Annotated in this window: 12 protein-coding genes; 5 read left to right on the top strand and 7 right to left on the bottom strand. The window is 56.7% G+C overall.

Annotated elements, in window-relative coordinates:
- The first annotated feature begins 745 nt into the window (after positions 1-745).
- On the top strand, positions 746-1,348 hold the full coding sequence (locus tag NIZ92_RS15510) for an NTP transferase domain-containing protein (protein WP_137431239.1): 603 nt from the start codon (positions 746-748) through the stop codon (positions 1,346-1,348).
- Between the two features lie 8 nt (positions 1,349-1,356).
- Here NIZ92_RS15510 and NIZ92_RS15505 read toward each other — a convergent pair whose 3' ends face one another.
- A complete protein-coding gene (locus NIZ92_RS15505; protein WP_226349436.1) occupies positions 1,357-2,097 on the bottom strand; it encodes a flagellar brake protein in 741 nt (246 codons plus the stop codon).
- 112 nt (positions 2,098-2,209) lie between these two features.
- On the bottom strand, positions 2,210-3,130 hold the full coding sequence (locus tag NIZ92_RS15500; RefSeq protein WP_254002217.1) for a delta(1)-pyrroline-2-carboxylate reductase family protein: 921 nt from the start codon (positions 3,128-3,130) through the stop codon (positions 2,210-2,212).
- Between the two features lie 215 nt (positions 3,131-3,345).
- Between NIZ92_RS15500 and NIZ92_RS15495 the strand changes: the two genes are divergently transcribed.
- Entirely contained in the window at positions 3,346-3,762 is a 417-nt protein-coding gene (locus NIZ92_RS15495; RefSeq protein WP_022983226.1) for a YidB family protein, read from the top strand.
- 148 nt (positions 3,763-3,910) lie between these two features.
- Here the strand turns inward: NIZ92_RS15495 and NIZ92_RS15490 are convergent, their stop codons facing one another.
- Positions 3,911-5,191 carry a bifunctional O-acetylhomoserine aminocarboxypropyltransferase/cysteine synthase gene (locus NIZ92_RS15490; RefSeq protein WP_060186600.1) on the bottom strand — a complete coding sequence of 427 codons (1,281 nt, stop codon included), beginning with the start codon at positions 5,189-5,191 and terminating at the stop codon, positions 3,911-3,913.
- 273 nt (positions 5,192-5,464) lie between these two features.
- Between NIZ92_RS15490 and NIZ92_RS15485 the strand changes: the two genes are divergently transcribed.
- Positions 5,465-8,167 carry an AsmA family protein gene (locus tag NIZ92_RS15485; RefSeq protein WP_254002216.1) on the top strand — a complete coding sequence of 901 codons (2,703 nt, stop codon included), beginning with the start codon at positions 5,465-5,467 and terminating at the stop codon, positions 8,165-8,167.
- A complete protein-coding gene (locus NIZ92_RS15480) occupies positions 8,164-8,556 on the top strand; it encodes an MOSC N-terminal beta barrel domain-containing protein (protein ID WP_115634358.1) in 393 nt (130 codons plus the stop codon). Before NIZ92_RS15485 ends, NIZ92_RS15480 begins: the two co-directional genes overlap by 4 nt.
- A 63-nt stretch (positions 8,557-8,619) precedes the next feature.
- On the opposite strand, the gene NIZ92_RS15475 is transcribed toward NIZ92_RS15480, so the two are convergent.
- The 3 genes from NIZ92_RS15475 to rsmD all read right to left on the bottom strand — a co-directional run bounded on the left by NIZ92_RS15475 (position 8,620) and on the right by rsmD (position 10,119).
- Positions 8,620-8,877, bottom strand: coding sequence for a YfhL family 4Fe-4S dicluster ferredoxin (locus NIZ92_RS15475; protein WP_009454772.1), 258 nt, complete (start codon positions 8,875-8,877; stop codon positions 8,620-8,622).
- Positions 8,878-8,962: 85 nt separating this feature from the next.
- A complete protein-coding gene (coaD, locus tag NIZ92_RS15470) occupies positions 8,963-9,469 on the bottom strand; it encodes a pantetheine-phosphate adenylyltransferase (RefSeq protein WP_009454773.1) in 507 nt (168 codons plus the stop codon).
- Between the two features lie 20 nt (positions 9,470-9,489).
- A complete protein-coding gene (rsmD, locus tag NIZ92_RS15465; protein WP_009454775.1) occupies positions 9,490-10,119 on the bottom strand; it encodes a 16S rRNA (guanine(966)-N(2))-methyltransferase RsmD in 630 nt (209 codons plus the stop codon).
- A gap of 442 nt (positions 10,120-10,561) precedes the next feature.
- On the opposite strand from rsmD, the gene ftsY reads away from it, so the two are divergent.
- Positions 10,562-11,665: a signal recognition particle-docking protein FtsY gene (ftsY, locus tag NIZ92_RS15460; protein WP_367881695.1), complete on the top strand. Its 1,104-nt coding sequence runs from the start codon at positions 10,562-10,564 to the stop codon at positions 11,663-11,665.
- Positions 11,666-11,806: 141 nt separating this feature from the next.
- On the opposite strand, the gene NIZ92_RS15455 is transcribed toward ftsY, so the two are convergent.
- Positions 11,807-13,336 carry a CYTH and CHAD domain-containing protein gene (locus NIZ92_RS15455; RefSeq protein ID WP_022983223.1) on the bottom strand — a complete coding sequence of 510 codons (1,530 nt, stop codon included), beginning with the start codon at positions 13,334-13,336 and terminating at the stop codon, positions 11,807-11,809.
- Positions 13,337-13,386: the final 50 nt, after the last annotated feature.

Here is a 13,386-nt window from a genome sequence, read left to right as displayed (position 1 = left end):
TGGGCTTTAACCAGTGTCGCGTGTTTTCTTGTGGGGCCCGGGTACGGCTTGTCTTGGCGGGTCTCTTGCCCACGCTGCGCGTGGGTTCCCTTGTCAGAGTGCTGGGGCGGGCGGGTCGTGAACTCGGAGCGCGGTTTGTCCCCCGGACAAACCGCAAGCGTGCTCCTCAAACAGCACGACCCTTGCATCCCGCCCCAGCACTCTGCCCGCGGCAAGAGCCCTGACTCGCCCGCCAAGCCGTACCCGGGCCCCACAAGAAAACCATCCACCGGCCTCACTCAAAGCCCAAACGGCACTGGCAGAGGAGGTGAAAGGAAAGAAGCCCTATTTTTCAAGGAATTAGCAAGGATTTGGTAGAGAGAAAACCATTGTGAGCCGTTCAGTCGGCCTGTTGATGTGTTGGGGCGGATCAGAGTACTTGCCGCGGGCAGGAGATAGCGTAGGGGTGCAAGCATCCTGCTGTTTGAGCGGGACGCTTGTGGTTCGTCCGGGGGACGAACCACCCCGCGAGTTCAGGATGCGCCCGTAGCTATCTCCTGACTAGGGTACCGGTGCGTAGCACCGGCAAGTGCTCAGCCCGGACACATCAACAGGCCGACTGAATGGCGTTTTCACAGAGACTTCTTTTATCCACTAATCAATGTTCTTTCACCCAGCTTGTTCCTCCACGCTTCTTTCTATTAGTCTAGTGAGCGAAGTAATAAGCATTTTCGACGAGGCACCACATCGTTCAAAAGGAGCCAGGATGGCAGGGCAGCAGCATGTATCTGGAGTGGCGGGCATTATTCTGGCGGCGGGCCTGGGTAGGCGGTTCGATCCGTCGGGCCAGCAGTTGAAGCTATTGGCCAAGACTGAAGATGGCAGAACGATGGTGCGCCGCGTCTGTGAGACGGCTTTGTCCGTGCTTGATGAAGTGCTGCTTGTTTGTGATGTCCATGAGCAGATTTTGCGTCGGGAGCTGAGTGGCTTGCCGGTCAGATTTGTTCAGGCACCTGAGGCCATCCGCGGTATGGGTGTCAGCCTGAAAGCCGGGATCCACGCTTGCAGTCCCCGTTATGGTTATGTCGTTCTGCTGGCGGATATGCCTTGGTTGCGGCCAAGCACCGTAGCGGCGGTGGCCCAGGCTGTGCAGGATGGGGCCGGAATTGTACGTCCCGTTTTGAATGGCCAGCCCGGCAACCCTGTTGGCTTTGGATTGGAATGGCATCAGCAGCTTTTGGAGCTTGCAGACGAGCAGGGCGCGCGTGGCTTGTTGCAGGCCAACAAGGATCAGACCTTGTTTGTGCCTTTGGTGGACGAGGGGATTTTGCGCGATGTGGACACCCCCAGCGATTTGAGGATGCCCTAAGCATCGAATTAGCCGTGACCGCGCTGTTTGGCGATCTGCTGGCGTTCCAGGCGGCTGATGTAATGCTGAATTGCCATCTGCGTGGAGGCAGACAGGTCAATGAAGGTACAGCCCAAACGTTGAATCTGTTTGCCATTAGGCAGTTGCTGCGTTTCCGTACGCGCTACTTGTAGCGCCACAACAAAAGAACCGGCTTGCGGCAGTTCCAGCAGGGATTCGGTTTTATGCGTGCCGATCACCTCTGCCAGGGTTTGCGATTCGTCCACCAAAGACAAGCCGCCACCACTGATGTCGTGCAGCAGAAAGCTTTTGGACTCGTTATTCAAGCGCAAGATCACCATGGCCGGTTCGCTGACGGGTACGTTGACGCGGAAGAACTCACGTCGCTGCAAGCGGCGAATGGATTCGGGGATCGGGATCGCCAAGGCTGGCTGACCTTCGTAGGACACGACCTCTGGGGTGGGGCCCTGAAACGTCACCTTGATCTTGTCCAGCGAGGTCTCGAAATGGGTGTGTTCGGACTGCAGCAGATTGCGGGTTTTTTCTTCTTTGTTGGCGGTATCAATCACCACCACGTTATTGTCCAGATCAATATCCAGAATGGTGGTGACAATCCGGTCATTGCCCTGATTGGCTTCCATGTGCAGTAACAGGCCCCCTTTTTCGATAGCCCGTAAAACACGCAGAATTTCAAACTTGGACTGGATCTGATACGGATCGTCTTCGGTGGGAGGGAGCGTAGAAGTCATGGGTAGGGCGGCAAAAAGAGATCGGTAAGTGACTGTAAGGGATTGTACGCGCCAGAGTAACACTCTGGGCGCGCTTTGGCGTGTGAAGTCAGCTAGTTAACAGCCTAAGTATTTAGGCTTGGTTTAAATGATGCAGGGCGCAACGTGCTGCTGCCAAATCCCACGCAGCCGAGCCTACTGATTTGAAGAACAAGGGCTTGTCTTTGGGGGCTGGGGTACGCAGCGCCTGGTGAATGCTGTGGACTTGCTCCCAGTCCACGCCGGCCTGGATCAGGTCGCCTGCTTCCTGGCGGGCGCCGGCGACATCATCGGCATATAGACGGCTGGCCAGCAAGGTGTGGGCCTCGAACTCGGCCATATCTGGTTGAAAGGCTCCCAAGCCAATCAGCAAGCGGTCAAGGCGTGCGGGTTCGTGATACACGGGTGTCAGGCTGGAGGTCAGGGCGATCAGTACATCCGTTTTTTCCGGAACAGCCGTGGTGGCCTGGACCCGGTCCCCGAATCTGGCTTGCAAGGATGTGGCCACAGCCTGTGCACGGTCTGGGTTACGGCCTGTCAGGGTGACGCGTGCTTTGGGGTACAGCGTCATGATGGCATCGCAATGCGCGACAGCCTGCTGTCCGTACCCCAGCAAAGTGATGTGCTCCGGCCCTTGGGGCCACAGGGCTTGAATACCCAGCATGGATACTGCTGCAGTACGGCGTTCGGATAGGGTGGGTGCATCCAGAATCAGTAGCGGCAAACCGTTCTGGGCGTCGTAGACGCTGACCAGGCCCTGGATACTGCCCAGTTCCTGCCGCTGGTTGTCCAGCATCACATTAGCCAGTTTATGAACACCTATATCGTGTGAAACCGCTGGCATGGACAGCATTTGCCCCGTTTTGGGATAGTCCAGAACCTGACGGGTTGGGGCGACGATAGTACCAGCAGCATACTGGGCCATGGCTTTGCCTAGCTGGGCGACCAGTTCAGGATAAGGCAGGGCACGAGCAGTCTCTTCAGAGGACAGGACGGTATAGGAAGCTTGCGTCATTCCAGGGTCTCCATGGAGTCGGTCTGTGGGGGATGCCGGACTATTGAGAAACCAGTGTAGCGTAGGCCCAGCTCAGGGCAATAGGGCCTTTCCGCCAGTGATCTATTGACCCACCTTGACAATTAATCCGCCCCGCCTGGCGGCCTGTCGCGGCATAATGAGGCCTGATATCAGCACCTGCCCACGCGCGGGGCCGTGCATTGGGGAGAAAAATAATGAGTTTGCTTAATTCTGTTGTGTCGGCCTTGTCGGCTACGGATTCCAAATCCAAAGAGCAGGGCGCCTTGTTGCCCGCCCTGATTCAAGTCATCAGCAGCTATCCAGGCGGTTTGAGCGGCCTGATCGAGCGCTTTCGCTCGGGCGGGTTTGGTGATGTGGTGTCGTCCTGGATTTCGCAGGGCAGCAATCAGGAAATCGGCCAGCAGGATTTGCTGGGCGTGATGGGGCAACCGGCCATCAAGCAATTGGTGGACCTGTCGGGTTTGAATCAGCAAAGCGTGCTGGATAATCTGAAGATCATGCTGCCGTCCTTGATCAATCAAGCCAGCCCCAATGGTCAGTTTGACCCATCTCACATTACCGATGCCAGCAGCCTGCTGGGTGGTTTGACGCAGTTGTTTCGCAAGTCCTGATTCTCTTGCGTCCGTGACACGGTCTGTCTGACGGCCGTATTGCCAAGAATGAAAAAAGCCTGGAGTCGGTGCAATACCGATTCCAGGCTTTTTTGCTTGATGCAGAAAAACCTGTACAGCAATTCCGGCCTGTACAGATTTTTGGGTCTTAGCCGCGTGCCGCTGCTTCCAGAGCTTGTTCCAGATCGGCCAGAATGTCGTCGATGTGTTCCAGGCCAATGGACAGACGCACCATGTCTTCGCTCACGCCCACGGCGGCCAGTTCTTCGGCATTGAGCTGACGGTGAGTCGTGCTGGCAGGGTGGCAAGCCAGGGATTTGGCATCACCAATATTGACCAGACGCAGCACCAGGTTCAGCGCGTCGATAAAGCGGGTACCGGCTTCAATGCCGCCTTTGATACCAAAGGACAAAATCGCCGCAGGCTTGCCACCCATATAGCGCTTGGCCAGTTCATGATCCGGATGGTCAGGCAAACCGGCGTACTTCACCCAGGACACTTGTGGGTGCTTGTTCAGATACTGGGCCACTTTCAGGGCGTTTTCTGTATGACGCTCCATGCGCAGAGGCAGGGTTTCGATGCCTTGCAGGATCTGGAAGGCGCTCAAGGGGGCCAGGGCAGCGCCGGTATTGCGCAGCGGAGCCACGCGGCAGCGGCCGATGAAGGCGGCTGGGCCAAAGGCTTCGGTATAGACCACGCCGTGGTAGGACGGGTCAGGGGTGTTCAGGATGGCAAAGCGATCTTTGTGCTCGGCCCAGGGGAACTTACCGGAGTCCACGACCATGCCCGCAATGGTGGTGCCGTGACCGCCCATGTATTTGGTCAGCGAGTGCACGACAATGTCGGCACCGTGCTCGATAGGACGGCACAGGGCAGGCGAGGCCACGGTATTGTCTACAATCAGGGGTACACCATGACGGTGAGCGGCATCGGCCAGTGCACGGATATCGATGATGTTGCCAGCCGGGTTGCCGATGGTTTCGCAGAACACGGCACGAGTGCGGTCGTCGATCAGGGCTTCCAGTGCTTCGATATCATTGGGTTGGGCAAATTTGACGGTAATGCCCTGACGCGGGAAGGAGTGCGCGAACAGGTTGTAGGTGCCGCCGTACAGTTTACTGACGGACACAATGTTATCGCCGGCCTCTGCAATCGTTTGGATAGCATACGTGATGGCTGCCATGCCAGAGGCTACTGCCAAGCCCGCAATCCCGCCTTCCAATGCTGCAACACGCTCTTCAAGCACGGCATTGGTCGGGTTCATTATGCGGGTGTAAATATTGCCGGGCACCTTCAGGTCAAACAGATCCGCGCCGTGTTGCGTGTTGTCGAAAGCGTAGGAAGTGGTCTGGTAAATCGGAACAGCAACGGCTTTTGTGGTCGGATCTGGCTGGTAGCCAGCATGAATGGCAAGAGTCTCTAGTTTCATGGTTAATTCTGGAATTGATGATCAAGTGGCTTATATAAGACAAAGCAAGCATAACCCCTGTATGTAGAGAAAAGCATCTAAGGGCGCAGACATTAATACTATGCCTTTATTTCTTTTGGTAATAATGGCGAATTACTGACAACAGGCTCTGCTTTTTAAAGTGCGGGTGGATATTTCTTATTTTCGTTACTTCGCAATGGCCCGACATGGGTTAGCATTTCGTATCCGGGCAGATGGCGTGTTGCATCCTGCCCCGAGGTCCTAGAGGCTTACATGAAAGTATGGTTTAAGCGGGGCTTATTCAGCCTCGTCGTTTTAGCTATTGTCACGGTGGTAGGCGGGGCGATTTTCCTGCTGACATTCAATCCCAATTCGTACAAGCAGAAGCTGGCTGACATCGTCCAGCAAAAGTATCAGCGTACGCTCAAGATTGACGGTGATATCGAACTTTCTTTATTTCCCCGCATTGGCCTGTCCGTGCAGGGGCTGTCCCTGTCTGACCGTAATTCGGAAGATCCTTTCGCTTCTTTGGAAAGCGCCCGGTTTGCGGTGGCCTTGTGGCCTTTGATCAATAACCGCCTGGTAGTGGACCACGTTGCTGTTACCGGCTTCAAAGCCTGGATTGTGCGCGATGAAGAAGGCAAGCTGAATTTTGACGACTTGCTGCAAGCCCCGCCGGCTGGCCCTCACCTTCCCCTTGCCCGCTCGGGCGTATCCTTGTTGCCCGCAGCACAAGCTGCCGAGGCTCCTCAGACAGCCGAGCCTGCACCCGAATCCTTGCCTGTTCCTGAATTGATTGCCAAGCGCTCGGGCAGCGAAACGGATTTCCAGATTGATATTGCAGGTCTGAGCCTGAAGGGTGGTGAGATTCATTACTTCAGCAAACGCAGCAATGTAATTGGCCGTTTGTTGCAGCTTGAAGTGAACACGGGTCGCATGACCTTTGGTCAGCCTTTTGATGTGGCTTTCAAGAGCCGCTTGTCGGGGGACTATCCCGTGGCGGATGGCGTGCTGGAAGGGCAAGGGCAACTGAGTCTGGACCCTGCTTCCAAATCCTACGGCGCACAAAAGCTGAACTTGAGCTTTATCGGTGATCTGGACCAGCTGCAGGCACAAAGCCTGACACTTAAGGGCAATGTGGCCTACAAGTCGGCCCAACGCCAGTTCAGCGCCACCAATCTGGATACCCAATTGCAAGGTCAGTGGTTGGGCGCTTACCCGGTCAGCGATCTGAATGCCACGCTAAATACGCCCAAGATGGAAATCGACAGCGTCAGCGACCTGGTGTCTTTCGAGAAGCTGGCGCTGCGTGTTCGTGGCAAAAATGAAGATCAGAATCTGGATCTGGCCCTGGATGTGCCTCGTATCCAGGTATCGCCTGCCCAGGCTGAAGGCTCGCCTGTCGTTGCCAGCCTGAAAGTCAGCGGCCCCAAGGTCCTGGGTTTGGGTTTGACGCTGCAAGGCTTGTCCGGTAATAGCCAGGAATTGATATTTGAGCAGGCCAAGCTGGACGGCGCCATCAAACAAGGCAGCCGTGTGGCGCAATTGAAGGCCAGTTCTCCCATGCAGTGGCAACCATCGAATGAGTGGCTGCGTCTGCCGGAGATTCAAGCCAATATCCGCGTGGAAGACGAGGCCGACGCAGGTAGCCGCTTCGAGATGCCGCTGACGGGTCAGGCAGACCTGAACAAAGGCAAACAAGAATACAGTGCGCAGCTAAGCAGTAGCACCGAGCAGGCTCAAGGCAGTCTGGATGTGAGCTTGCAAGATAAGGGTAAAGGGCCGTTGCTGAACGCGGTACTCAAAGCGGACAAGCTGGACCTGGACGAACTGCGTTCGATTTTCTGGGTGACAGCCCCCGAAGTGGTGACCCCACCGGAGCCAGAGGCTGAGGCGCCGGAAGCCGCTGCCGAGCAGGAGCCGGGCGCAGAGGAAGCTGAACAAGTCGAGCAGCCCAAGGCAGAGCAGGCAGAGGCGGCTCCCGCAGCCGAAGAAGTGGTTGAAGAAGCTTCCTCTTACGCTTGGCTGGATACGCTCAGCTTTGATCTGCGTTTTGAAATCGAGAAGCTGCGCAGCCTGGGTGTGGTGATGGATCAGGTGAAAGCTCAGGTCAAGAACCAGGGCCAGTTGATCAATTTGTCGCAGTTCAATGCGCAGGCGTATGAAGGTCAGCTTCAGGCCAAGGCCAAGGTTGAGCCCGGCAAGCGCTTCGAATTGGGCCTGAAGTTGCAGCAAATGCAGGTCGGTTCGCTCTTGCTGGATGCGTTCGGCAATGACTACCTGGCCGGCAAGGGCAATGTGGATCTGAACCTGAAGGCTCAAGGTGCCACAAGCCAGGAGCGTCTGAATGCTCTGGAAGGCGGCCTGACGGTCGATTTGCATGACGGCAGCTGGCGCAGCGTTGATCTGGACCAGAGCGTGCGCGATATCAACGAAGCCGTGCGCAATGCCTTTGGCGGTCAGATTCCTTTGCTGCTGCCCCAGTCCGATCCTTTGCGCCGCACGGTCTTGAACCGTTTGCAGGGCAGTCTGGATATCAAGAAAGGGCAAGCGACTTTCCGTAATTTACGGGCCACCACCCCGATTCTGACGGTGACAGCGGCTAAAGGCGCCACGCTGGACCTGGTAAATCAGCAAGCAGATGTGACTTTGCAGGCTCGCCTGAACCACAACAATCTGGCCGTGGAAGAGCGCAAGTCCTTCCAGGACCTGCGCAATGTGCTGATTCCTATCCATATCTCCGGCCCCTGGACAGGGCTGTCCTACCAGATTCAGTGGAAAGACATTGCCAGCAACTCCATCAAGAAGGCACTGCAAGACGGTTTGCTGGATTTGTTGAGCCAGCAAGCTTCAGAAGCTAAAGCAGAGTCCACCCCCGATGTGAAGTCCGAGGTGAAGCAGATCATCAAGGAAGAGTTGGGGGCCAAGGTTCCACAAACCGTGGGCGAAGCCATGAAGCAGTGGTTCAAGCCATGAGCACAAGTTCAGCGTTAAGTTCGCCTGACCAGACGGTTTGCCTGTTGCAAGGCGGCCCGTCCCTTAGTGACGGCAAGGCACTGGCCTGCAAGGGGCGATGGGTGCTGGGGAACGATCAGGGGCAGGTTCTGGCCGCCGATGCGCTGCCTGCTTTGGCCGAGCTCAGTATGGAACTGCGTTTTGGCCAGCTGGTGTTGCGCGCTCCCGGTATGTTGCGCCTGGATATTGAAGTGGATGTTATTGAAGACGATCCGGATTCCTTTTCCCTGTGGCAGGAAAATGGGCAATCCGTGCAATTGGTAGACGAAGGGGATTTGCCTGCCCAGTGGTTCAGCCGCTATACAGGCCAGTCGCTGCGTCTGTTAAAGCGTTTGCCCCAGGCTGAGTAAGCTGTCTGCGCGGTGATCCCTATAGAACAAGCCCTGCTCATGGCAGGGCTTTTCTTATTCTGCTTATGTCGTAGGTTCGGACTGTAGCCGGTGATAGCGGGCAAGCAGCGTTTCCTGGCTTTCCTGGTGCTGGGGGTGAACCTCGATACATTCGACCGGGCACACTACCACACACTGCGGCTCATCAAAGTGGCCGACGCATTCTGTACACAGGTTGGGATTGATCTCGTAGATCTCCTCGCCCATGTAAATAGCCAGGTTAGGGCACTGCGGCTCACAAACGTCGCAGTTAATGCATTCTTCAGTAATGTGCAGTGCCATAGCGCAGTGTCCTGATAAGCGTGGTCCTTGGTTTTGACCAGTCGGTCACCCTACAGTGTAGTACGGACCGCTGCGCAGGGCGAGTTCAGGTGGCTGAAACCGTTTGCTGATTGCGTTCCTTGGCTTTGGTTTGTAGCCAACGCTCCACGGACGGGAACACAAATTTGCCTACATCACCGCCCAAAATCGCAATTTCGCGCACGATGGTGCCGGAGATGAACTGGTACTGATCCGAAGGAGTCATGAACATGGTCTCGACTTCGGGCAGCAGGTGACGGTTCATGCCCGCCATTTGAAATTCGTACTCAAAATCGGACACGGCGCGCAGGCCACGTACGATAACGCGACCATTTTGTTCGCGTACAAAGTCCTTGAGCAGGCCGGAAAAGCTTTTCACTTCCACATTTGGATAGTGGCTGAGCACTTCGGAGGCGATCTCAACACGCTCTTCAACGGTGAAGAAAGGGCGCTTGTTCTGGCTGGAGGCCACACCGACCACAACGTGATCGAAAAGGTTGGCGGCTCGCCGGACCAAGTCTTCATGGCCTCGTGTCAGGGGGTCGAAGGTGCCGGGGTAAACAGCTGTGATCATGGTGCATCCGCGTAAGTGGTTCAAGTTGGCAGGTCGGAGTCCGGGGGGAGCGGTGCAGGCGTCCCGGAAAATTCGGCATTATTGACTGTTTTTTGCATCGCAGCAAATCGCAACAAATGATAATGTACCTGCCCTGCCTTATCCTGTCGTAGTATCCCGTATTGATCTGGGGCTTGTATAGGGGTTTCGGACTCAATGTAAACCAGTGCGTCCGGTGCCAGCACATTGGGCAGCAAGGGCCAGATACGTTCCATCCAGTCCTGCGCAAAGGGCGGGTCTATGAAGACCAGATCGTAGCGCATCTGGCTGCGCTCCAGAATATGGAGGGCGTCGCCCGCATGGATACGGACGTGGTCTGCCTTGAGTTTGGTACGCAGGCTGCGCAAATTGCTGACAGCGGGTCCGTGGCGTTCCACCATTTGTACAAAGGCGACACCGCGCGAGGCCGCTTCAAAGCCCAGGGCTCCGCTACCGGCAAACAGATCCAGCACGTTCTTGTCGCTGAATTGACCGCCCCAGAAGTGGTTAAGCCAGTTAAACAGCGTTTCGCGCACACGATCCGGGGTGGGCCGCAGACCGGGTGCATCGACGACTGAAATCGGTGTGCGGCGGTAATCACCACCTACAATACGGACAGCATGTTTTCTCATTAGCGCTTTGATCGGATAATGTGGTCATTCAACAGAATTTTCTAGTGTAAATCGTATGTTCAGTTTTTTTAAAAGAAAGAAGGCCAAGCCAGAGCCACAAGTCACTCAAACGGAGCTGACCGAGCCGCTTTCTCCTGCCCCGTCTCAGCCCCAGGCTGACGCGGCAGATGCATCCCCCGCTGTATCGCAGGAGCAAAGCACGCCGGTTCAAACGCCGGTGGCCTCGCCTGCTGTGGCTTTGGGTAGCCAGGCAGCCAGCCAGGCTGAACATCGCGCTGCTTCCGAGTCTACGCCCACGCAGCCAGAGGTGCCACAACCCGCCCCGGCCAGTGTCCCGACCCCAGAGCCTGCCCGTATCCACGAGCCGCAAGTGCAGCCCGTACCTGAACCCGTTCGTATTCCCGAGCCGGAGGTGCAGCCTGTGCCGGAGCCAAGCCGTGCTCTGGAGCCCGAGGTCGAGCCAGTGCCTGAACCCGAGGTGCAGCCGATTCCCGAGCCGGTACCGCAACCGGAACCCGAGATACAGCCGACTCCTGAACCGGAGCCAGAGATTGTTCCAGTTCCTGCGCCACAGCCTGCCCCAGCACCTGCCCCGACGCCAGAGCCAGAAGCCGCCGCACCTGTGGTGAAAACTTCCTGGATGGCGCGCTTGAAACAGGGCTTGTCGCGTACCGGTCAGAGCTTGAGCAGCCTGTTCGTCGGTGCCAAGGTTGATGAAACGCTGTTCGAGGAACTGGAAGACGCCTTGCTGATGGCAGACGCGGGTGTTGAGGCTACCGAGAAACTGATTACCGCCTTGCGTGCTCGTGTTCGTAAGGAAAAAATCAGCGATGCAGCCCAAGTCAAACAGGCCCTGTGCGACATCCTGACCGATCATTTGAAGCCCCTGGAGAAATCCTTTCCTCTGGAATCGAGCAAACCACTGGTAGTCATGATTGCCGGGGTGAATGGTGCAGGTAAAACCACGTCTATCGGTAAGTTGGCCCACACCTTCCAGGAGCAGGGCGCAAAAGTCTTGTTGGCCGCCGGTGATACCTTCCGTGCCGCCGCTCGTGAACAACTGATTGAGTGGGGCACCCGCAATAACGTCAGTGTTATTGCTCAGGACGGTGGTGACCCCGCCGCGGTGGCGTTTGATGCTGTGCATGCAGGCCGTGCCCGCGATATGGGCGTGGTCATGGTGGATACCGCCGGCCGCTTGCCAACCCAGCTTCACCTGATGGAAGAGCTCAAGAAGATCAAGCGCGTCATCGGCAAGGCCGATGGTCAGGCTCCTCATGAAATTCTCTTGGTTGTGGACGGCAATACCGGCCAGAACGCCATTTCGCAGATCCGTGCCTTTGATGCAGCCTTGGGTCTGACTGGCCTGGTTGTGACCAAGCTGGACGGCACGGCCAAAGGCGGTACGCTGGCTGCCGTTGCTGCCTGTGCGCAAGGCGTACGTCCTATTCCGGTTTACTGGATTGGCGTGGGCGAGGGCATGCAGGATCTGCAGGCCTTTGTGGCCCGTGAGTTTGCGTCGGCCTTGTTGGGCATGAACGCTTAAATCCAAGTTTGGCTGTCAAAAAAGCGGCGATGTCTTTACAGGCATCGCCGTTTTTTTATCCCTGGGCCGACCAGGAAAAGAGCACTACGTAGTAGCAAGCAAAGGCTCAGTGCACAGTGGGCTTTTCAGTGCTTTTGACGTTCAGCGTCGCAGAAGCTCTGTTTGCGGCTGATGCTGATCCAAGGCATTGAGCGCATGCTGTGCATGGGCGGCACGACCTTGGCGGGCATGCGTCAGCCAGTCCCGCGCAAACTGCGCTTGCTCGGGGTTGGCCGCATGTTGGGCATACCAATCCAGTGCCACGTCCACGTCGGTGACTGCACCAATCAAGGCCTGACATTCGCGCAGCACTTTGTGCAGCCCTTGCTTGTCGGCTGCGCTGGGCAAAAACTCCAGGCAGTAGCGCAGGCTCTTGATACGGTTGCGCAAACGATGCTGCTTGTCCTGGCTGATCTGCGCAAAGCGTTGGCTGCGTAGTTGAATTGTCTGGAACCAGCGGCTGATACGGGCTTCGATCAAATGTTCGGGCTGAGGTACACCGTTCAGTTCCAGCGTAGGGCCGCAAATCAGGCTCTGCAGATTACTTAACAGCAGGGACTGAAACTCGGCTGCACTGGCCAGTTGGACCGGGTCGTGCTCCAGATGGGCGGGAGTAGGCTCAGGTGCGGGGCCGGGCATTCCCGCCTGCAGCAGCAAGGGGGTGATTTCCAGGTGTACCAGGTCATGGTCGCGTGCCTGACCAAACAGACCAAAATAATGTGTCAGACGCGTATTGGCATACCCTTCGCTAGCCGATAGCCACATTTTGAACAGCTTGCGGCAGGAGCGCAGACGGCGCAGACCCACGCGCATCAAGGCCAGATAGTCGGCCTGACGGGAAGAGTCCGGACGTATGCCATCCACGCCGGCCAGCAAGGCGGCATTGCGAATGACCTGTTCCAGGCTCATGGTGGCACTCAGGCTATAAAACTGTTCCAGATCTTCGGTGTCAACAAAATGCGGTTTGGGCAGGTCGTAGGCTTTGCGGGTCAAGGCCGCAGCTACCTGTTCGGGCGTCAGATCCAGACTTTCCGATTTGGCCCGGCGGCGGTCCGCCAGACTGGCCAGGGCATCACCACGCTCGGACTTGCTGCGCATCTCCAGAATCAGGCCATGTTTGTACAGCCAGCGCTGGCCGACCTCAAACATGGTCAGGCTCTCGCCCTTGATCAGCTCAATTTCCAGCTCGTTGACCAGCAGCTTCAAACCATTGGATTCGATATGGCCCACATCGTAGGCCAGCTCCAGTTCAGACTGGCCTTGCTTGATCAGGGCCAGCTCGCGCTGGATGCGGGTTTGATAACGGGCTTGAATCTGATCCGCGTAACGAGCCAGCGCAGCGTGGGCGGGTGTGTCCTGATACAGGCTCAGGTCCAGTTCCGGGCCGGGACGGGGGTGATTGATTTCAATGCGGGACAGGGTATCAGGACCGGGCAGTTTGACGGTCTGAACCCATTGCTCGCCTTCCTTGCGCAGACGCAAGGCGATACTCGAGCGCGCCAAATCGCGTTCGGGCGTATCAAAGTAAATGGCATTTAAGGTAATGCTACCCGTGCGTACTGCGTCAAAGGCGGTCAATAAACCGGGACGGGCACTCTCGGGTACAAAAAATTTCAGTTCTTGTTCTAGCACAGCATCGCACTCGAGAAATCACCCACAACAGGTGGGCGGATAAAACGATT

This window comes from Alcaligenes sp. 1735tsa3 (assembly GCF_024134565.1).
Classification (GTDB): Bacteria; Pseudomonadota; Gammaproteobacteria; order Burkholderiales; family Burkholderiaceae_B; genus Alcaligenes; species Alcaligenes phenolicus.
Note: the sequence above shows the minus strand (reverse complement) of the source record. Positions and strands in the feature narration are given on the sequence as shown.

What these genes read in the sequence shown, in the direction of transcription:
- NIZ92_RS15510 (WP_137431239.1), top strand. Translation starts at nt 746, where the DNA reads ATGGCAGGGCAGCAGCATGTATCTGGAGTGGCGGGCATTATTCTGGCG.
- NIZ92_RS15505 (WP_226349436.1), bottom strand. Translation starts at nt 2,097, where the DNA reads ATGACTTCTACGCTCCCTCCCACCGAAGACGATCCGTATCAGATCCAG.
- NIZ92_RS15500 (WP_254002217.1), bottom strand. Translation starts at nt 3,130, where the DNA reads ATGACGCAAGCTTCCTATACCGTCCTGTCCTCTGAAGAGACTGCTCGT.
- NIZ92_RS15495 (WP_022983226.1), top strand. Translation starts at nt 3,346, where the DNA reads ATGAGTTTGCTTAATTCTGTTGTGTCGGCCTTGTCGGCTACGGATTCC.
- NIZ92_RS15490 (WP_060186600.1), bottom strand. Translation starts at nt 5,191, where the DNA reads ATGAAACTAGAGACTCTTGCCATTCATGCTGGCTACCAGCCAGATCCG.
- NIZ92_RS15485 (WP_254002216.1), top strand. Translation starts at nt 5,465, where the DNA reads ATGAAAGTATGGTTTAAGCGGGGCTTATTCAGCCTCGTCGTTTTAGCT.
- NIZ92_RS15480 (WP_115634358.1), top strand. Translation starts at nt 8,164, where the DNA reads ATGAGCACAAGTTCAGCGTTAAGTTCGCCTGACCAGACGGTTTGCCTG.
- NIZ92_RS15475 (WP_009454772.1), bottom strand. Translation starts at nt 8,877, where the DNA reads ATGGCACTGCACATTACTGAAGAATGCATTAACTGCGACGTTTGTGAG.
- coaD (WP_009454773.1), bottom strand. Translation starts at nt 9,469, where the DNA reads ATGATCACAGCTGTTTACCCCGGCACCTTCGACCCCCTGACACGAGGC.
- rsmD (WP_009454775.1), bottom strand. Translation starts at nt 10,119, where the DNA reads ATGAGAAAACATGCTGTCCGTATTGTAGGTGGTGATTACCGCCGCACA.